Annotated in this window: 15 protein-coding genes; 6 read left to right on the top strand and 9 right to left on the bottom strand. The window is 54.6% G+C overall.

Going from position 1 to position 18,544, the window contains the following annotated elements:
- Positions 1-42: 42 nt before the first annotated feature.
- The 9 genes from OUO13_RS14225 to pyk all read right to left on the bottom strand — a co-directional run bounded on the left by OUO13_RS14225 (position 43) and on the right by pyk (position 10,986).
- Entirely contained in the window at positions 43-1,179 is a 1,137-nt protein-coding gene (locus OUO13_RS14225) for a hypothetical protein (protein ID WP_283174565.1), read from the bottom strand.
- A 162-nt stretch (positions 1,180-1,341) separates the two neighbouring features.
- On the bottom strand, positions 1,342-2,172 hold the full coding sequence (metF, locus tag OUO13_RS14220) for a methylenetetrahydrofolate reductase [NAD(P)H] (protein WP_283174564.1): 831 nt from the start codon (positions 2,170-2,172) through the stop codon (positions 1,342-1,344).
- 139 nt (positions 2,173-2,311) lie between these two features.
- Positions 2,312-3,694, bottom strand: a complete 1,383-nt coding sequence (ahcY, locus tag OUO13_RS14215; protein ID WP_283174563.1) for an adenosylhomocysteinase — start codon at positions 3,692-3,694, stop codon at positions 2,312-2,314.
- A gap of 71 nt (positions 3,695-3,765) precedes the next feature.
- Positions 3,766-4,116, bottom strand: coding sequence for a four helix bundle protein (locus OUO13_RS14210; RefSeq protein WP_283174562.1), 351 nt, complete (start codon positions 4,114-4,116; stop codon positions 3,766-3,768).
- 107 nt (positions 4,117-4,223) lie between these two features.
- Positions 4,224-5,384 carry a methionine adenosyltransferase gene (gene metK / locus OUO13_RS14205; RefSeq protein ID WP_283174561.1) on the bottom strand — a complete coding sequence of 387 codons (1,161 nt, stop codon included), beginning with the start codon at positions 5,382-5,384 and terminating at the stop codon, positions 4,224-4,226.
- Between the two features lie 98 nt (positions 5,385-5,482).
- Positions 5,483-6,493, bottom strand: a complete 1,011-nt coding sequence (locus OUO13_RS14200) for a metalloregulator ArsR/SmtB family transcription factor (protein ID WP_283174560.1) — start codon at positions 6,491-6,493, stop codon at positions 5,483-5,485.
- Between the two features lie 45 nt (positions 6,494-6,538).
- Positions 6,539-8,725 carry a putative bifunctional diguanylate cyclase/phosphodiesterase gene (locus OUO13_RS14195; protein WP_283174559.1) on the bottom strand — a complete coding sequence of 729 codons (2,187 nt, stop codon included), beginning with the start codon at positions 8,723-8,725 and terminating at the stop codon, positions 6,539-6,541.
- Between the two features lie 11 nt (positions 8,726-8,736).
- Positions 8,737-9,270 (bottom strand): heme NO-binding domain-containing protein, encoded by a 534-nt coding sequence (locus OUO13_RS14190; protein ID WP_283174558.1) that lies wholly within the window; start codon positions 9,268-9,270, stop codon positions 8,737-8,739.
- 282 nt (positions 9,271-9,552) lie between these two features.
- On the bottom strand, positions 9,553-10,986 hold the full coding sequence (gene pyk / locus OUO13_RS14185; protein WP_283174557.1) for a pyruvate kinase: 1,434 nt from the start codon (positions 10,984-10,986) through the stop codon (positions 9,553-9,555).
- Between the two features lie 742 nt (positions 10,987-11,728).
- On the opposite strand from pyk, the gene OUO13_RS14180 reads away from it, so the two are divergent.
- From OUO13_RS14180 to OUO13_RS14155, 6 genes are all read left to right on the top strand, one after another.
- Positions 11,729-12,829 carry a malate dehydrogenase gene (locus tag OUO13_RS14180; protein WP_283174556.1) on the top strand — a complete coding sequence of 367 codons (1,101 nt, stop codon included), beginning with the start codon at positions 11,729-11,731 and terminating at the stop codon, positions 12,827-12,829.
- A 170-nt stretch (positions 12,830-12,999) separates the two neighbouring features.
- Positions 13,000-13,404 carry a DUF2750 domain-containing protein gene (locus OUO13_RS14175; protein ID WP_283174555.1) on the top strand — a complete coding sequence of 135 codons (405 nt, stop codon included), beginning with the start codon at positions 13,000-13,002 and terminating at the stop codon, positions 13,402-13,404.
- Positions 13,405-14,175: 771 nt separating this feature from the next.
- Complete coding sequence (locus tag OUO13_RS14170) at positions 14,176-15,432, top strand: gallate dioxygenase (protein ID WP_283174554.1); 1,257 nt, start codon at positions 14,176-14,178, stop codon at positions 15,430-15,432.
- A 136-nt stretch (positions 15,433-15,568) separates the two neighbouring features.
- Positions 15,569-16,621: a TRAP transporter substrate-binding protein gene (locus tag OUO13_RS14165; protein WP_283174553.1), complete on the top strand. Its 1,053-nt coding sequence runs from the start codon at positions 15,569-15,571 to the stop codon at positions 16,619-16,621.
- Positions 16,618-17,139, top strand: coding sequence for a TRAP transporter small permease (locus OUO13_RS14160; RefSeq protein ID WP_283174552.1), 522 nt, complete (start codon positions 16,618-16,620; stop codon positions 17,137-17,139). Before OUO13_RS14165 ends, OUO13_RS14160 begins: the two co-directional genes overlap by 4 nt.
- The gene (locus tag OUO13_RS14155; protein WP_283174551.1) at positions 17,132-18,451 is read left to right on the top strand and encodes a TRAP transporter large permease; all 1,320 of its coding nucleotides are present in this window, start codon (positions 17,132-17,134) and stop codon (positions 18,449-18,451) included. The genes OUO13_RS14160 and OUO13_RS14155 overlap by 8 nt, the downstream gene beginning before the upstream one ends.
- The last annotated feature ends 93 nt before the right edge of the window (positions 18,452-18,544 follow it).

Here is an 18,544-nt window from a genome sequence, read left to right as displayed (position 1 = left end):
GTCGGTGTCTCTTCCGCCTCTGCTCGATAAAATGCCACATTCTCAGAAAATATTTGCGATGGCGTAGATCAGGCTGCCTCGTTGAGGTAATGCTACAGTTACACCGAAAGGTCCGGACCACAAAAGAAATATCCACGACAAAATAACTGTGCCGCGTGGTGGTTGTAAATTTTTTTTTGTTATTTGTGCTGAAAATAGTATCAGCAGTGTGGTGTTGGTGAGTATCCAGGCGTTCCAGCGTGAGAAGTCAATTCCGAGAATATACATAAAGGCAGATGCTCCGATTACCACAAACAGGGAAAGGCCAAGATATCTGACTTTGCTTTTTAATTGATGGTAGAAGGCTGTCAATATGGTGATGAAAGGTAATCCTGCAATCAGGTTAAGCATTATGCGGCTGGGTGTTTCAGGTGCCAGTAATCTGGTGATTGCCCAGTTAATATTGTCGGTTACTGATAGTTTGTTTACCAGAAAAGCGTTATTGTCCGCTGTTAATGATCCGATTTTTGCCTGGCTTGATTGAATCAATTCCGATTGGGATATTGCTGATGTACTGTTAATTGAAAGTATTGTAAAAAAAGTTATGACGGAAACTGTCAGCAGAACAAGTGCGTGAATCGGTGGGGTTCGAAGCTGTGTTTCCTTTATGTGCATGGCAATAACCAAAATCGGCACAACAAGCAGGGCAGCCGCTTCGTGAATCAATAGCGCAGGAATTATCAAGGCGATTATTCCCGCTAGGCTCTTGCTGACAGAGGTGTGGCTTATTAACGTAAGTCCGCATACGGTTATTGTTAATAGAATTCCGTCCAGTTTTGCGGAGGTATAACCAATTTGCTGGATCATGAATCCAGACGAGAAAAAAGTCAGTGCCAGGAGTGGTGTTATGGTCGAGGAGCGGAGAAATTGAAACAAAACAATGGCGAGAATTAAATATATTGATGCGAAAGCTGTTCTGAGGCTATCTATGGTATAAGGTGTATCTAGTGCGCCAGACATTATGCTGCCTGCAAGGCCGCGTTTGATAAATCCTTGGCTGTAATCAAGAGTCCAAATGCCAAGATCAAATGCGTCAATTTGAAAATAAAAGGCGAGGGTCGCGATTGAAATTGCCCCTATAAATATTGGCGCCTTGTTCATGAGTATTGAAAAGATCGGATTTACAGTCTGAGGGGGCATGTCAAAGGTCCTTTTTGTCTTTGACTGGATCAGGCAGTCCAAAGGATTGAACAGTCTGTAGGATATAGAGAATCTATATCGATTGAATTTGGCGTCTCTGATGCAGAAACGCCGTGATGTTAATATTAAAGCCGGGATCTGGCAAATAATGTCATGTTTTGGTCAGTGATTGGCCAGATTCCGCCACACGGCCAGGCTTGGTTCTGCCTGGTTCAATGTGTAGAAGTGGAGCCCCGGTGCGCCGTTGGCCAGCAGGCGTTCACACATGGCGGTGACCACTTCGGTTCCGAAGGCGGTAATGCTTTCAACGTCATCACCGTAGGCTTCCAGCTGCTTGCGAATCCAGCGTGGAATCTCGGCGCCACAGGCATCAGAAAAACGGGCCAGGCGGCTGTAATTGGTAATCGGCATGATGCCCGGAATAATCGGGATATCCACACCCATGCCCTGTACGCGGTCGACAAAGTAAAAGTAGCTGTCGGCGTTGAAAAAGTACTGGGTAATAGCACTGTTGGCGCCGGCTTTTACCTTGCGCACGAAGTTCTGGATGTCTTTTTCAGCACTGCTGGCTTGTGGATGCATTTCCGGATACGCCGCTACTTCGAGGGTGAAATGATCACCGGTCTCGGCGCGGATAAATTCCACCAGTTCGTTGGCGTAACGCAGTTCGCTGCTGGCCAGACCGGCGCCGGATGGCAGGTCGCCACGCAGGGTTACGATGCGTTGGATGCCTTCGTCCTTGTAGATATGCAGCAGGTCGCGAATTTCCTGTTTGCTGTCACCGACACAGGAAAGGTGTGGAGCAGCGGCAATACCACGGGCCTGAATCGCCCGCACGATGGACAGGGTACGGTCACGGGTTGAGCCGCCAGCGCCGTAGGTCACGGAGAAAAACTCTGGATTGTAGGCCGCCAGTTCATCACGAACGGTCAGCAGCTTGTCGGTACCTTCATCCGTTTTGGTCGGGAAAAACTCAAAGCTCAGGGTAGTCATCTGGGGTCTGACGTCTGACGTATGAAGTCGGACGCTCCTTGGGGTGGGCGTTTTAACAGGGGCTGTTGAGGCGGAAAGCACACCAGACAGCAAGATGCGCCCTGAGGCGCATCCCGGATGCCTGGTGTCCGTCGATCAATCAGTACTTGTACGCTTCTGGCTTGAATGGGCCTTCAACAGAAACGCCGATGTACTTGGCCTGGGCATCGGTCAGTTTGGTGATCACACCACCAAAACCTTCCACCATGTCTTTGGCCACTTCTTCGTCCAGCTTCTTAGGCAGTACTTTGACGTAGATGCTTTCGGCTTTGGCGGCTTCGCTCAGGTCGGCAAACTTGCGCTCGTACAGGTACATCTGTGCCAGTACCTGGTTGGCGAAGGAGCCGTCCATGATACGGGATGGGTGACCAGTGGCGTTGCCGAGGTTAACCAGACGGCCTTCGGACAGCAGCAACAGGTGATCATCAGCGCCTTTGTCACGGTATACCTTGTGAACCTGTGGCTTGATCTCTTCCCATTCCCAGTTCTTGCGCATGAAAGCGGTGTCGATTTCGTTGTCGAAGTGACCGATGTTGCACACCACTGCGCCGCTCTTCAGGGCTTTCAGCATGTTGGCGTCACAGACGTTGATGTTACCAGTGGTGGTAACCAGCAGGTCGGTGGTGGCCAGCAGAGCCTTGTTGATGCAGCTTTCGTCACCGGTGTTCACACCGCCAACGTAGGCGGAAACCACTTCGTAACCGTCCATACAGGCTTGCATGGCGCAGATCGGGTCACATTCGGTCACTTTTACGATCATGCCTTCCTGACGCAGGGAAGCGGCAGAACCTTTACCCACGTCGCCGTAACCGATTACCAGCGCTTTTTTGCCGCTCAGCAGGTGGTCAGTACCACGCTTGATGGCATCGTTCAGGGAGTGGCGGCAGCCGTACTTGTTGTCGTTCTTGGACTTGGTCACGGCGTCGTTTACGTTGATGGCCGGAACCTTCAGCTCGCCCTTGTTCAGCATCTCGACCAGACGGTGCACACCGGTGGTGGTTTCTTCGGAAATACCGTGGATGCTGGCCAGCATCTGTGGGAAGTCCTTGTGAACCATCTCGGTCAGGTCGCCGCCGTCGTCCAGAATCATGTTGGCATCCCAAACCTGGTCGCCGTCTTTTTCAGACAGGATGGTCTGCTTGATGCACCACAGGAATTCTTCTTCTGTCTCGCCTTTCCAGGCGAACACTGGAATGCCAGCCGCCGCAATCGCTGCTGCCGCGTGATCCTGAGTGGAGAAAATATTGCAGGAAGACCAGCGTACGTCAGCACCCAGGTCAACCAGGGTTTCGATCAGCACGGCGGTCTGGATGGTCATGTGGATACAACCCATGATCTTGGCGCCGGCCAGTGGCTGGGACTCTTTGTACTTGCGACGCAGAGCCATCAGAGCTGGCATTTCGCTTTCAGCGATCTTGATTTCCTTGCGGCCCCAATCGGCCAGTGCCATGTCGGCTACTTTGTAGTCAGTAAACTGGGTCATACGAGGCTCCTGTTGCCAAGTCTGGTGTCGGGAGTCTGGTGTCTGGTGCCAGAGTGCCGACCAACGATAATTTAGTTGCCCAATCGATTGATCAGGCCATTCAGAAGAGCAAAGACATGCTCAACTTGCCCACGAACCATGGATTCGTAAGGCGCAAACCCCAGGCGTTCAGCCAGGATCAGCTGTGTATCCAGTTCAGTCAGCGAGCCTCGGGCCAGTAACAGGAATCGTCGAAAATCCCTGTCGCTTCCTCTGCCGCTGCCTTCCGCAATATTGGAGGGAATGCTGACAGCGGCCCTGCGCATCTGACTGATCAAGCCAAATTTCTCGTGTTCCGGAAATGTGGCTGTAACGATATAGATGTCTTCCACCAGCGACATGGATCTCTGCCATACCACCAGATTTTGATACTTGCGATTCATAGAACATCCTTGTTCCCGACGCCCGACGCCCGACGCCCGACGCCCGACGCCCGACGCCCGACGCCCGACGCCCGACGCCCGACGCCCGACGCCCGACGCCCGACGTCTTATAGCCCGGCGGCGGCTTTCAGTGCTTCAGCCTTGTCGGTTTTTTCCCAGGTGAATTCTGGCAGTTCACGACCGAAGTGACCGTAGGCAGCGGTTGCGCGGTAGATCGGGCGACGCAGATCCAGCATTTCGATGATGCCGCGTGGACGCAGGTCGAAGTGTTCACGCACCAGCTGGGCAATGATGGCTTCGTCGATCTTGTGGGTGCCGAAGGTGTTGATGGAGATAGAGGTTGGTTCGGCTACACCGATGGCGTAGGAAACCTGGATCTCACATTTGTCGGCCAGACCGGCGGCAACGATGTTTTTGGCAACATAACGGCCAGCGTAGGCGGCAGAACGGTCCACTTTGGATGGGTCCTTGCCGGAGAATGCACCGCCACCGTGACGAGCTGCGCCGCCGTAGGTGTCAACGATGATCTTGCGGCCAGTCAGACCACAGTCACCCACCGGGCCACCGATTACGAAGTTGCCAGTCGGGTTGATGTGGAACTTGGTGCCTTCGTGCAGCCATTCAGCTGGCAGTACCGGCTTGATGATTTCTTCCAGAACCGCTTCACGCAGGTCGGCCAGTTTGATGCCTTCGTCGTGCTGGGTAGACAGAACAACCGCGTCAACCGCGACTGGCAGGCCATTTTCGTAACGCAGGGTTACCTGCGACTTGGCATCCGGACGCAGCCAGTTCAGCACGCCGTTTTTGCGCAGCTGGGCCTGACGCTCAACCAGACGGTGAGAGTAATAAATGGCAGCCGGCATCAGAACGTCGGTTTCGCGAGTGGCGTAACCGAACATCAGGCCCTGGTCACCAGCGCCGAGGTCTTTGTTGTCGGCTTCGTCAACGCCCATGGCGATGTCAGCAGACTGTTTGCCGATGGCGTTGATCACGGCACAGGAAGCACCATCAAAACCAACGTCAGAGCTGTTGTAACCGATGTCCAGAATCACGCCGCGAATCAGGTCTTCGAGGTCGATGTAGGTGCTGGTACGCACTTCACCTGCAACGATGGCCATACCGGTTTTCACCATGGTTTCTACTGCCACGCGGGCGTGTGGGTCATCTTTCAGGATGGCATCCAGCACCGCATCGGAAATCTGGTCGGCCATTTTGTCCGGATGGCCTTCGGAGACCGATTCGGAGGTAAAAACGGAATATTCGCTCATCAGCTGAGTCCTCGTGTAAGTAACCGCAGGGGGCATTGCCGCGCCTGACGGGTTGCCGATGCCCGGGGGCGATCGCTGGTTAAAAATGTCGGCTGTTGCTACGGGCGGTGAAACAGCCGGAACTGAATCTGAAATCCATTCCGCAGGCCAAGGAACTGACTCTGGCCTTCTCGTAACCCGGCCTCGCGGGCCCAGGCGGTGAGATCCTCGGGAGCAAATCCGAGCCACAGATCACCGCAGGATTCGCGGGCCCAGGTTTGCTGGTGGCGGCACAGGTCGGTGACCAGGAAACAGCCGCCGGGTGACAGCAGGGCTGCCACTTCGGAAAAAATCGTGCGGGGTGCCGGTACGTGGTGCAGCACCATATTGGCCACCGCCAGATCAAAACGTTCAGCGCCCTGCGCCAGCAAGGCATTGGTATCTCCCAGCTGGCACTGGACGTTGTGGAGCTGGTGTTCACTGACCAGCGCCGCCGCGCGTTCCAGCATGGGGCTGGAAATATCCAGCGCGACCACGGTGCCAAAGCGTTTGGCCAGGCTCGGCAGGAAAGCCCCTTCACCGGGGCCAATCTCCAGCGCGGCCAGCGCCGGGCCATGCCAGGCAACCAGCATGGCTTCGAGGGTTTCACCGTATTGATCCCAGGAAGCAATCAGGTCTTGCTGCTTGCGGAATACATCGGCATTACGGGCGAAAAATCCGGCACAGGCTTCGGCGCGTTCATCCAGCAAGCGCTGCAAACGGCTTTGTAATGCCTGCTGACGTTCACTGTCGGCGTCGACGCTCTGATCAATGGCCACCAGGGTAGACGACAGCCAGCGTTGCCAGCCGTCGCGCTGGCTGAGCAGGGGGCGACGGTAATAGATGCTGTTGCCTTCGCGCTGGGTCACGACCAGACCGGCCTGAGCCAGGATTTTCAGGTGGTGGCTCATGCTCGACTGTTTGGTATCAAACAGGTCACACAGCTCCAGAACCGCAAATGATCCCTGGCCCAACAGACGCAAAATGCCGAGTCGCAGCGGGTCACCAATGGCCTTGCAGGCCCGGGCGAGCAGTTCGCTGTCGAGTTCGGCTGGATGAAGAGCAGGAGCAGGATGATTCATGGGCGGCATATTAGACGCCTATGCAATCTATATCAATATTTTTCGATATAGGTGTCACGCAGGACGCTGGTTGCGTTTGTCGAGGGGCTGCAGCAGGTGCAGAAAATCCCTGAATGGCATGGGTTTGCCAAGCAGGAACCCCTGAAACAACTCAACATCCAGTTCTGCCAGCAATTGCCACTGCGACTCGGTTTCGACCCCTTCAGCCACCACACTCATGCCTAGGTCATGGCTCATCTGGATGATTGCCGACAGGATGCGCCGTGCCCGTTCGTTCTGGTCGGCATCCACCACAAAACAGCGGTCGATCTTGACCGTGCTGAGGGGCAGGGTGCGCAAGTAACCGAGTGAAGAATAACCGGTGCCAAAGTCGTCGATGGCGAGGCGGAAGCCCAGTTCTCGCAGTTGCTGCATCAGTTCAGCCGGGTTGTTCTGGGGCTGCATAAAGACCGATTCGGTGATTTCCAGCTCAAGTGATGCCGGTGCGACATGGGCGCTCAGGCACTGGTCGGTGAGGCGGCGCAATAATTGGCCGTCGAGCAACTGCCAGGCCGACAGGTTGATGGCCAGATGCAGTTTGGGGTCGATGGCGGTCATGGCGGCGGTGTAACGGGTGCCGTAGTGCAATACGGCTTCGGAGAACGCGGCGTTGAGGCCATGTTGTTCGATCAGTGGAATGAACACCGCGGGTGATACCACGCCGTGGCTGCCGGATTGCCAGCGCGCCAGCATTTCACCCCCCACAATCTGGCGGTGACGGTTGAATTTGGGTTGGACAAAAAACTCTAGCTCGTCCTGTTCAATCGCCGAGCTGAGTGCGGACACCAGGCTGACCCGGCGGGCCTGACCGCCACCACTGCCACTGAAGGTACGAACCTGATTGCGGCCGGAAGCCTTGGCTTCATACATGGCAGAATCGGCGCGACGGATCAGTTCGTTGGCGTCGGCCAGATCCGCGCTGCTTTCGGCGGTGCCAATACTGGCGGTCAGTCGTAACACCACACCGGCAATCGTCGCCGGTTCCCGGATGGCTCTCAATACGGTAGCGGGTAACGGGTCCGGGATATCAACCTGGTCGTCACGGCGATACGACAACACAAACTCATCACCACCCCAGCGTCCGGCAATGGCGCCTTCTGGTAACACGCTCTGCAGACGACGGGCCAGATTCACCAGCATGGCATCGGCCGCAATATGGCCGAACTCATCATTGACCGCCTTGAAGCCGTCGATATCGAGGAACATCAGCACCTGTACCTGATCATCCGGCAGCGATACCAGGGCAGCTTGTAATTGTTCGTGGAAACGGCCGCGGTTGGGCAGATTGGTCAGGGCATCGTGCTGGGCCATGTGCTCCAGCGCCTGCTGTGCCTGTTGCTGCTCACGCATGTCGCGCAGGGTAATGATGGTGTAGGAGCGCCCGGAACGGTCCGGGCTGAAACGGCTGAGCAAGGCTTGAACGGTGACATCACCCATACCATCCCGTTTCAATACCGTGGTCTGATTCTGGTTGCTGGTGTCCTTGTCACTGTCGGGCATTTTTAATACCAGAAACTCATCAATTGAATGATGTTGAATCGAACCCGGCGTCAGGTGTAACAGATCATAAAAAGCGCGGTTGGCTTCCAGTATGCGGCCGTTTCCTGCAACAACCAGCATGGCTTCGCGTGAGCTTGCGAAGGCCTTGGCCATCATTCGAAAAGATTCTTCGGTATTTCGTTGCTGGGTAATGTCTTTTATGGTGCCAATAACACGCGATGCCTGACCTGTTTCATCTCGTTGCACCACTTTTCCACGACAGTGTATCCATCGCCATTGGGAATCGTAAGGATCACTAAGGCGGTCTGTAGAGCCTTGAAACAGGCGCATACGAATCACAATATCGAGTGATGAAATGTTGTCAGAAATCAACAAGTGCCAGTTCATACGCAGCACTTCTCGATCGTCGACATGAACGCGCCGGAACATGCTGCCCGTGGTGCCCTCATAACGTTCAACCATGCTGGCCTGTTCCGGAAACGATAGCAGTTCGTAAGTCTGTTTCTCGGCATCCCATTCCCAGATGGACTCATTACCAGCCCAGATCGCCAACTCCAGTTTGCGCCGGGTATGAGCGTTATCTTGCAGTGCTTCGTACAGCTCGGCGCTTTTCTGAGTGAGCAGGCGCTCGGCTTCCTTGCGGGCATTTCGTTCCCGCTGCAGGCGCCGTTCGAGGGTATTGGTGGTGGGCTGATGAGTCACAGCGGAATCCATTACAAATGAACCTGGATTAACGTAGCGTCTTCGCCGCATGGAGTCAGGGTGATACTGATCTTCTCCAGTCCATAAAACTCTGCTGCACCTTCAATCAGGCCGATGGCCAACGGTTCAAGGTGTCTCTTCGAGCGGTATTCAAGTTCCATGCTGTGGTCGGTTCTGGACACTACTCGGAAAGAGGGTAACTGGGCGGCACTGTAGAGCTTGCGTACCTCCCGATGTATGTCCTGATCGAGGGTTTCCAGCAGACTGAACAGGGAATGTTTGTGTGCCAGCATTTTTGAGTGCGAGCGGGTAAAGGATTCAAACAGATATTTGCCAAACGCCTGTATGAGATCGGTTACCGGTATGTTGGTTTTTTGTGATAACAGGCTAACTAATGTGACTATTTCACTGAAATCGTAGTAGCCCACTGCAGTATAGGCACCACCATGGTGGAAATTGGCCTCACTCAGGATTTCATCTGCCAGTTCTGGGGAAAAGCGAGTTTCGATCATTTCGACCAGTTCAGTGAAGATCATGCCAAGCATGGAACAACTCCGAAGAGATGGGTTTTCTTCACTATAGAAAGGGGTTTGTAACCGTGCCAATGCACTTCCTGAAAATGGCGTAGAGAGTGGCAATAGTCGACATTCACGACAGGAAAATCAGGCAAAAATGCCGATTGCAGCGATAAGTCGGTAGCTGGAAATCTTCACTAAACGGGTATTTCAGAACATGTGAATAGTCTGAAGCAAACCGTGTACGGGAGAGGCAGAGCCTCTCGCCGGAGGCTCTGTGAGGCAGCACCGGGAGGTACTGCCGGGTTTGGATCAGGCGCGCATGATTTTCATGCTGTTGGTGCCGCCCTGGGCGTTCAGGTAGTCACCTCGGGTGATCACCACCAGATCACCGGCTTGCAGCACGCCTTTGTCGATCAGGATCTGTACGGCAGTCGGGTTGATCGCATCCGGTTCCAGCTGGTCGGCGTGGAACGGGATGGTTTCAACACCACGGTACAGGGCTACGCGGTTCTGGGTCTCAGGCAGACGGGCGAAAGCGTAGATCGGCAGGGGGGAACGCAGACGCGACATCAGACGTGGCGTTGCACCGGATTCAGTCAGGGAGATAATCGCTTTGACGCCTTGCAGGTGGTTGGCGGCATACATGGCTGACATGGCGATGGTTTCTTCAATTTCGAAGAAATCCTGATACAGACGGTGACGGGAACGCTTGGACAGCGGGTGACGCTCGGCGCCCATGATCACTCGCGCCATCGCGGCAACGGCTTCAACCGGGTAATCACCAGCAGCGGTTTCGGCTGACAGCATTACTGCATCGGTGTAGTCCAGAACGGCGTTGGCCACGTCGGATACTTCGGCGCGGGTTGGCATCGGGCTGGCAATCATGGACTCCATCATCTGGGTCGCGGTGATCACCGGCTTGTTGAGCTGACGGGAGCGGGCAATGATTTTCTTCTGCACGCCAACCAGCTCGGCATCACCGATTTCAACCGCGAGGTCACCACGAGCCACCATGACGGCGTCGGATGCGCGGATAATGCCATCCAGAATCTCGTCGTCGGCCACACACTCGGCACGTTCGATCTTGGACACCAGGTGTGCATATCCGCCTGCGGCGTTCAGCAGGCTGCGGGCTTCTTCCATATCTGCAGCGTCACGCGGGAACGAAACGGCCAGGTAATCCACGCCGATTTCGGAAGCCAGTTTGATGTCTTCCTTGTCCTTGTCGGTCAGCGCCTTGGCCGACAGACCACCACCCAGACGGTTGATGCCCTTGTTGTTGGAGAGCCAGCCACCGATACGCACTTTGGTATCCAGCTTGTGTGGGTGAGTGGCGGTTACTTCCAGTTCCACACGGCCGTCGTCGAGCAGCAGGATGTCACCAACACGGGCGTCTTCAATCAGCGCCTTGTAGTCGATACCGACCTGGTCCTGGTCACCGGCTTCGTTGCCCAGAGTGGCATCCAGTGCAAACGCCTGGCCTACCTGCAGCAACACTTTCTTGTCGGCAAAACGGGCGATACGGATTTTCGGGCCTTGCAGGTCACCGAGGATGGCAACAAAGCGGCCAGTCTTGGCCGCGGCACGGCGAATCATGGCAGCACGTTCGCGATGATCGTTGGCTTCACCGTGAGAAAAGTTGAGGCGGAATACGTCGGCACCGGCCAGGATCAGTTGTTCGATCTTGTCATCAGTGTTGGTGGCTGGGCCAAGTGTGGCCACAATTTTGGTGCGTCTGAACATGGGGGATTGGTCTCCTGGTGGGCTCGCTGGTACGCGTCCAGGTTCTGGACGGTCGGGTCCTTTGTCTGACACCTGTTAAACGCGTTCCATCTGTATACCAAAGTATTATGAAATATTTCCGGTTATAAAGCCCATAACTCTTGAATCAGATGCCATGACTGTCTGCAATCCCTCTCATCCGGTTTCGCAACATTCCGGATATGAGCCTTTCTCTCCGGAATGTTCGATGGCATTTTGATGGCTCTGCTCGTCAATTGATCAGGCTGGGCATGTACAGTGAGCGGCAGTTGTGTTGCTGGCGGCCGCTTTTGTAACCGTGGGTGTAACATTGCGGAAGGCATTTCACCAATCGGAAGTTTTTCTGTTACACATCTGCCAAACCCATACTGATTGGCCGGAAATACCCCTGTCATACGCAGGATTCAGCATGCTAGGGACACTCTGAATAACTCTGCACAGCTCTGCGCGAGTGCTGCAGCGCATGTGAGCAAGGCGACGAACGCAGCGAAATGACGAGTCCTTTTCAAGTTCGTCAACACCGCTCAAATGCGATGCAGCCCGCGCCCTTCGGGGCTTTCGGGATGGTGATGACTCTGTGTCGCCGGTTTTTGACGTAGCCCGCTATGCCATCAAACCGGCTTCGTGATTCATCACCATCCCGATAAGCCAGAGCGGGCACTGAGTTATTCAGAGGGTCCCTAGCGTAATACAGAAGTCTAATACTGCCCTCAAGGAGACAGATATGCGCAGACCCATCCGTATTGCCGTAACCGGAGCCGCCGGTAGCATCGCCAGCCACCTGGTATTCAAGGTGGCCGCCGGGGAAATGTTCGGCAAGGATCAACCGGTTATCCTGCAACTGATTGAAATTCCACAGGCCATGGACGCCCTGTTGGGTCTGGCGATGGAGCTGGAAGACTGTGCGTTCCCGTTACTGCACACCATTACCCTGCACGACAACGTCGAAGAGGGTTTTAACAACGTTCACTATGCACTGCTGATTGGCGCCACGCCGCGTCGTCCGGGTATGGAACGCAAGGATCTGCTGCAACAGAACGCAGCGATTTTTGCTCGTCAGGGCAAGGCGCTGAATGACTATGCCAACCGCGACGTGAAAGCCCTGATTGTCGGCAACCCGGCCAATACCAACGCGCTGGTGGCAGCCCGTAACGCGCCGGACCTGAGCCCGTCACAGTTCACGACCCTGACCCGTCTCGACCAGAACCGTGCGATTGGCATTCTGGCCAACCACACCGGTGTTAACCCGAAAGACATCGACGGTGTGGTGATCTGGGGTAACCACAGCACCACCCAGTTCCCGGATCTGCATCAGGCCACGCTGTATGGCAACCCGGCGATGCCTGCGATTCCGATGGCCTGGTACACCGAAACCTATATTCCGGCGATCCAGAAACGCGGTGGTGCGATTCTCGAAAAACGTGGTGTTTCCAGCGCGCCGTCAGCGGCTCAGGCCATTGTTGACCATATGCGCGACTGGGCGCTGGGCACCGGCCCGGGCCAGATCGTCAGCATGGGCATTGCGTCCGACGGTAGCTACGGCATCGCCAAGGGGATTTATTACTCCTTCCCGGTGCGCTGCAACTATGGTCGTTACCAGATTGTGCAGGGCTTTGATCTCAACGAATTCCAGCGTGAGCGTCTGAAATTCACCGAAGCCGAACTGCTGGAAGAAAAAGCCGGTATCGAGCACCTGCTGCCCAAAGACACCGAAGCGCGTCACAGCAAACTCAGCATCTGCCTGAAGTCGGGTGTGACCCTGTATGCCGATGAAACCGGCCCGCAGGAAAGCTTCAAATACCTGCGCATGAACCGCGTAATGTAAGCCAGGTGATGTAAACCGGTTTTGTTGCGAAGCCGACAAAACCGCACGAGGCCTGAGAAGAACCGTCGTTTTCCTGCCAAAAACGGCGGTTTTTTTATGCCGATCAGGTGGCTTTGGCTGTGCACGGCAATTGCAAAACCTTCTGATCTCACAGTGCCGGGAGGCCCATCATGCGTTTTGAACCCTACGAATCCGAATACGCAGCCGTGCCCACCATGACCAGCCGTGAGCGGCTGGATTATTTCCTGCTGCGAGCATTTGAAACCGAAGAAGTCTGGGGGCTGAAGGCTGGCCATCAGTGGTGGAGTCATGAGTTGCACGGCGACCGCTGCATTCCCTTGTGGGCTTATCGGCGTTACGCACTGGATGCTGCCCTTGATGAGTGGCATGACGGCCGTCCTGACAGCATTTCGATGGAATATTTCCTGTATCAGGTCTTGCCGAGCCTGCCTGCTGGCGTTGTGCTGGAAATCATGCCATCCCGCGGGCACGAGGGCTGTCTTATTACCCCCCAACGTCTGTTATCAATATTTGAGGGAATGCTGGAAGCGGGGGAATACCGTATCGAGGGATAACGGACGATTTCTGATGTATATCGGTTTTGTTATATGAATACCGAGCTTGATGCAAGTCATATTGCCCGATATCACCATTCATTATTGTTGCCAGGTTATTGGAATTTCGCGTTGTTGGCGAAATCGTAACTCTGTGTTGCTGGCCTGAAATGTCATATGAAAAAAATCGGACGGGAAGGGGTGTATCATGCGGCCATTGTTGCCTTAAGCAGCCTCAGGTAAGCATGAATGGTCAGGATTCTGACATGACGTCTGAATTGAACGTTATGACAGGATAAGCCATTCAGACCAGATAATAGGGACACTCTGAATAACTCTGCACAGCTCTGCGCGAGCGCTGCAGCGCGTGTGAGCAAGGCGACGAACGCAGCGAAATGACGAGTCCTTTTCAAGTTCGTCAACACCGCTCAAATGCGCTGCAGCCCGCGCCCTTCGGGGCTTTCGGGATGGTGATGACTCGGTGTCGCCGGTTTTTGACGTAGCCCGCTATGCCATCAAACCGGCTTCGTGATTCATCACCATCCCGATAAGCCAGAGCGGGCACCGAGTTATTCAGAGGGTCCCTAGGCGGATTGCAGTGTTTTGGAGCGGTTGCGTCTGGTGCTTTGTATCGTTTTTTTTGGGAAACGATGGGTTTCTGTTCGCCGGTTGTTTGGTCTGGTTTGAGTTGATTAGTATGCCGACAGTTCGAAAATAACGACAAATGAGCTGCCCTCACATATCGCCCCGTTTCCGGTTGCGCGACATGGCAGCCGGATCGAGGAATCTGTCATGGCTAGAATCATCGGCGGTATTGGCGCCTCCCACTCTCCGACCATTGCATTCGGCAAGGATGCAAACAAGGCATCGGACCCGAACTGGGCTCCTATTTTTGAAGGTTTTGCTGCCGTTCGCGATTGGCTGATCGAGAAAAAAGCCGACGTGGTATTCATGATTTATAACGACCACGTTACTTCCTTCTTTTTTGATCATTACTCAGCGTTTGCGCTGGGCGTAGACAGTTCCTACAAGCCGGCTGATGAAGGCGGCGGTGCGCGTCCGTACCCGCCAATCCCTGGTCACCTGGGTCTGTCGCAGCACATTGGTCGCGCCCTGATGGCCGACTCGTTTGATATGTCTTTCTTCCAGAACAAGGGTCTGGACCACGGCTGTTTCTCGCCGCTGTCCATGATTGCGATGGATGAAAACGGCTGGAAAGGCTCGATCGTGCCATTGCAGGTAGGTGTTCTGCAGTTCCCGATTCCGAATGCCCGCCGTTGTTATGATCTGGGGCGTTCCCTGCGCAAGGCGATCCAGAGTTATCCGGAAGATCTGAACGTGGCCGTTGTGGCAACCGGTGGTCTGTCTCACCAGGTTCATGGTGAGCGTTGTGGTTTCAACAACACCGAGTGGGACAACCGCTTCCTTGATCTGCTGGAAAACAATCCGGAAGCCCTGACCGAAATGCGTCTGGCTGAATACGCCACCGAAGGTGGTATGGAAGGCGCTGAAGTCATTATGTGGCTGATCATGCGTGGTGCCCTGTCTGCCGACGTGAAATGTGTTCACCGTCAGACTTACCTGCCATCCATGACCAACATTGCCACGCTGGTGCTGGAAGATCTGGGTGACCAGCCGTCAGCCGAAGACGTTGCGGCCTGGAACGCCCAAAGTGGTCATGAACTGGCCGGCGCAGAAAAGCTGGAAGGCACCTATCCTTTTGATTTTTCCGTCAGTCAGCGTGCCTGGCGGATCAATGACTTCCTGCACCGTCTGATCGAACCGGCTCACCGTGAGCGTTTCGTGAATGATCAGGAAGCCTTGTTTGAAGAGTTTGGCCTGGCAGAAGAAGAGCGCGCGATGATTCGCGAGCGTCGCTGGATCGATCTGATCCGTTACGGCGTGATTTTCTTTCTGCTGGAGAAAATGGGTGCGGTGATTGGCGTAGGCAACATCGATATCTACGCCAGCATGCGTGGTCAGTCTGTCGAGGAATTCCAGAAGACCCGTAATGTGAGCATGAAGTACTCCGTCGCAGCCCAGAAGTAAGAAACAGCACGTCCCCCCGTTTTGGCACCCGGCCTGGCGGGGGTAATTCATGTTGTAAGCAGCGTCCTGATGGTGCCCGTTTCCGAGGGGAAAATGGCCCGAAGGCAAATTCAGAACAATAACAAGGGTGATCGATATGCGAATCAAACATATGCTGGCCGCACTCTGGCTTGGTGTTGCCGGAATGACGTCTCTGAACGCTCAGGCGGCAGAGCCGGAATTTACTTTCAAGATGCACCACTTCCTGCCTCCGATGTCGGCGGTACACCATGACTTCCTGGAGCCTTGGGCCCAGAAGGTAATGAAGGATTCTAACGGTCGTATCAAAATCGACATTTTCCCAGCCATGCAGCTGGGTGGTAACCCACCACAACTGTTTGACCAGGCGCGTACCGGTGTTGCCGACATCACCTGGACCGTCGGTGGTTATACCCCTGGCCGCTTCCCGAAAGCCGGTGTATTCGAACTGCCATTCATGCCGGTATCCGCTGATGCCACCAGTATGGCGATTCAGGAATACGCCCAGGAAGAAATGAAGGATGAACTGAGCGAAGTTCACCTGCTGGCAATTCACACTCACTCCCCAGGTTCCCTGCACGCTCGCAAAGCCGAGATCAAGTCTGCTGACGACCTGAAAGATCTGAAAACTCGTGCTCCTAACAAAGCCATGGCTGAAGCCCTGACTCTGCTGGGTGGTACTCCGGTGTTTATGCCTGCTCCACAAATGCCAAGCGCTCTGTCCAAGGGTGTTCTGGACGTGGCCGTTCTGCCATTTGAGGTGGGCAAGTCCATGAAAGTGCACCAGCTGGCGCCATTCAACACCGAAATCAAGGGTGATCGTGGCTTCTACACCCAGTTCTTCCTGTTCAGCATGAACAAGAAAGCCTACGACAGCCTGCCTGCTGATCTGAAGAAAGTAATCGACGACAACTCCGGTGTTGAGCTGGCTCGTCACATTGGTGAAGTGTTCGAAGCGGCCGAAGCCGATGGCCGTGATGTTGCGGTGAAAGAAGGCAACAGCTTCTACACCCTGACACCGGAAGAAACTGCCAAGTGGAAGGCGACTGTACAGCCGGTAACCGATTCCTGGATTGCCGATATGAAAGCTGAAGGTGTTGATGGTCAGGCCCTGTACGACAAGGCCAATGCCCTGATCGCCAAGTACGCCAAGGTAGTTAGCGAAAAATGAGTAACGCAGCCCTGAATCAGCCGTCCTGGCTGATGCAGGCGCGTCGTGGTTCAGCATGGTTGTCCCGTCAGATGGCTCTGACGGGCGGCCTGATCATGCTGGCACTGGCCACCATGTCGGTGGTCAGTATTACCGGACGTGCCTTGTTCCATATGGCAATCCCTGGTGACTATGAACTGGTTGAAGCAGGTCTGGGGATTTCCGTGTTCCTGTTTCTGCCGGAATGTCACCGTCAGAAAGGTCATGTGATTGTTGACGTATTTACCAACCACCTGGCACCACGGGTACGGGGCGGGCTGGATATGCTGGGTGACATTCTGTTCCTGGTGGCTTCTGTCGTAATGGCCTGGCGTCTGTTTGACGGCGGTGTTGATGCCCACAACTACATGGAACAAAGCATGATTCTCGAACTGCCACTGTGGATTGTGTACGCCGTAGGTGTGTTTTCGAGTGTGGTGGTGGCGATCAGTGCCATCGAAAATATTCTGTCGTTTGTAACCGGAGCCAATGATGAGTAATACCGAACTGGCACTGGTGATGATTGTCGCTCTGCTGGTCCTGATGAGTTTGCGTGTGCCGATTGCGCTGTCGATGATGGCGTGTGGTGCTGTTGGTTATGGCATTCTGGCGGGCCCTGCTTCGGTTCTGAACTACATGGGTTCAGTACCGGTATCCAAGTTTTCGTCGGATGACCTGGCGGTAGTTCCGCTGTTTATCCTGATGGGTGAGCTGGCCACTCGTGCCGGTATTACCCGTGAACTGTTCCGTACCTGTAACACCTGGATTGGTGAGTTGCGTGGTGGCCTGGCAATGGCAGCGGTAGCAGGTTGTGCGGCATTTGGTGCGATTTGTGGTTCGTCTCTGGCCACCGCTTCCACCATGGGCAAGGTTGCCCTGCCGGAAATGAAGTCACACAAATACGACGGTGGTCTGGCAGCAGGTGCTCTGGCTGCGGGTGGTACTCTGGGTATTCTGATCCCGCCATCCATGGTTCTGATTATTCTGGCCGTTCTGACCGAGCAGAACATCGCCAAGATGTTCCTGGCCGCGTTTGTACCGGGAATCATGGCAGCACTGGGTTATATGCTGGCCATTGCTATTTATGTTCGTCTGTTCCCGAAAGCAGGCCCTGCTGGCGACAAGACCAGCTGGAAAGAAAAATTCAAATCCACCAGGGATGTCTGGCACATCACCACCATTTTCCTGATTGTTCTGGGTGGTATTTACGGCGGTATTTTTACTCCGAACGAAGCGGCAGCTGTGGGTGTGTTCCTGACCGCAGTGCTGGCGTTTACTCACGGCAAACTGAAGATCAGTGAGTTCAAGGATGCCCTGATCAAGACAGCCATGACCTCGGCGATGATTTTCTTCATCGTACTGGGTGCTGACCTGTTCAGTGTGTTTATTGCCATGACCCAGCTGCCGAACACGGGCGCACAGATGGTACTGGATGCTGGTCTGTCTCCGTATGTTGTGCTGATCGTGATGCTGATCAGTTACCTGATTCTGGGCTGTTTTATGGACAGTCTGGCGATGATCCTGCTGACCATCCCGATTTATTTCCCGGTGATTGTGTCCATGGATTTCGGTATGTCTCCGGACGACCTGGGTATCTGGTTTGGTGTGATTGCGCTGGTGGTGGTTGAGGTTGGTCTGATCACTCCGCCGGTGGGTATGAACGTGTTTATCATCCAGTCCTTCGACAAGGACCTGAGCCTGACTCAGTGCTTCAAGGGTGTTGTACCGTTCCTGCTGTCTGACTTCCTGCGTGTGGCCCTGATGATTTTGTTCCCGGCTATCTCGCTGACGCTGGTCCATATGATCGGCTGATAATTCAATTCGACTTCTCCTTTACAGGGGGCATCTTTTCAGGGTGAGGGATGCCCCCTTTTTTTATGCTGGATATTTGTATTTGCGAATATC

This window comes from Parathalassolituus penaei (genome assembly GCF_026626885.1).
In the GTDB taxonomy this organism is placed as follows: Bacteria; Pseudomonadota; Gammaproteobacteria; order Pseudomonadales; family Oceanobacteraceae; genus Oceanobacter; species Oceanobacter penaei.
Note: the sequence above shows the minus strand (reverse complement) of the source record. Positions and strands in the feature narration are given on the sequence as shown.

What these genes read in the sequence shown, in the direction of transcription:
- OUO13_RS14155 (WP_283174551.1), top strand. Translation starts at nt 17,132, where the DNA reads ATGAGTAATACCGAACTGGCACTGGTGATGATTGTCGCTCTGCTGGTC.
- OUO13_RS14225 (WP_283174565.1), bottom strand. Translation starts at nt 1,179, where the DNA reads ATGCCCCCTCAGACTGTAAATCCGATCTTTTCAATACTCATGAACAAG.
- metF (WP_283174564.1), bottom strand. Translation starts at nt 2,172, where the DNA reads ATGACTACCCTGAGCTTTGAGTTTTTCCCGACCAAAACGGATGAAGGT.
- ahcY (WP_283174563.1), bottom strand. Translation starts at nt 3,694, where the DNA reads ATGACCCAGTTTACTGACTACAAAGTAGCCGACATGGCACTGGCCGAT.
- OUO13_RS14175 (WP_283174555.1), top strand. Translation starts at nt 13,000, where the DNA reads ATGCGTTTTGAACCCTACGAATCCGAATACGCAGCCGTGCCCACCATG.
- OUO13_RS14160 (WP_283174552.1), top strand. Translation starts at nt 16,618, where the DNA reads ATGAGTAACGCAGCCCTGAATCAGCCGTCCTGGCTGATGCAGGCGCGT.
- OUO13_RS14170 (WP_283174554.1), top strand. Translation starts at nt 14,176, where the DNA reads ATGGCTAGAATCATCGGCGGTATTGGCGCCTCCCACTCTCCGACCATT.
- OUO13_RS14210 (WP_283174562.1), bottom strand. Translation starts at nt 4,116, where the DNA reads ATGAATCGCAAGTATCAAAATCTGGTGGTATGGCAGAGATCCATGTCG.
- OUO13_RS14180 (WP_283174556.1), top strand. Translation starts at nt 11,729, where the DNA reads ATGCGCAGACCCATCCGTATTGCCGTAACCGGAGCCGCCGGTAGCATC.
- metK (WP_283174561.1), bottom strand. Translation starts at nt 5,384, where the DNA reads ATGAGCGAATATTCCGTTTTTACCTCCGAATCGGTCTCCGAAGGCCAT.
- OUO13_RS14190 (WP_283174558.1), bottom strand. Translation starts at nt 9,270, where the DNA reads ATGCTTGGCATGATCTTCACTGAACTGGTCGAAATGATCGAAACTCGC.
- pyk (WP_283174557.1), bottom strand. Translation starts at nt 10,986, where the DNA reads ATGTTCAGACGCACCAAAATTGTGGCCACACTTGGCCCAGCCACCAAC.
- OUO13_RS14200 (WP_283174560.1), bottom strand. Translation starts at nt 6,493, where the DNA reads ATGCCGCCCATGAATCATCCTGCTCCTGCTCTTCATCCAGCCGAACTC.
- OUO13_RS14165 (WP_283174553.1), top strand. Translation starts at nt 15,569, where the DNA reads ATGCGAATCAAACATATGCTGGCCGCACTCTGGCTTGGTGTTGCCGGA.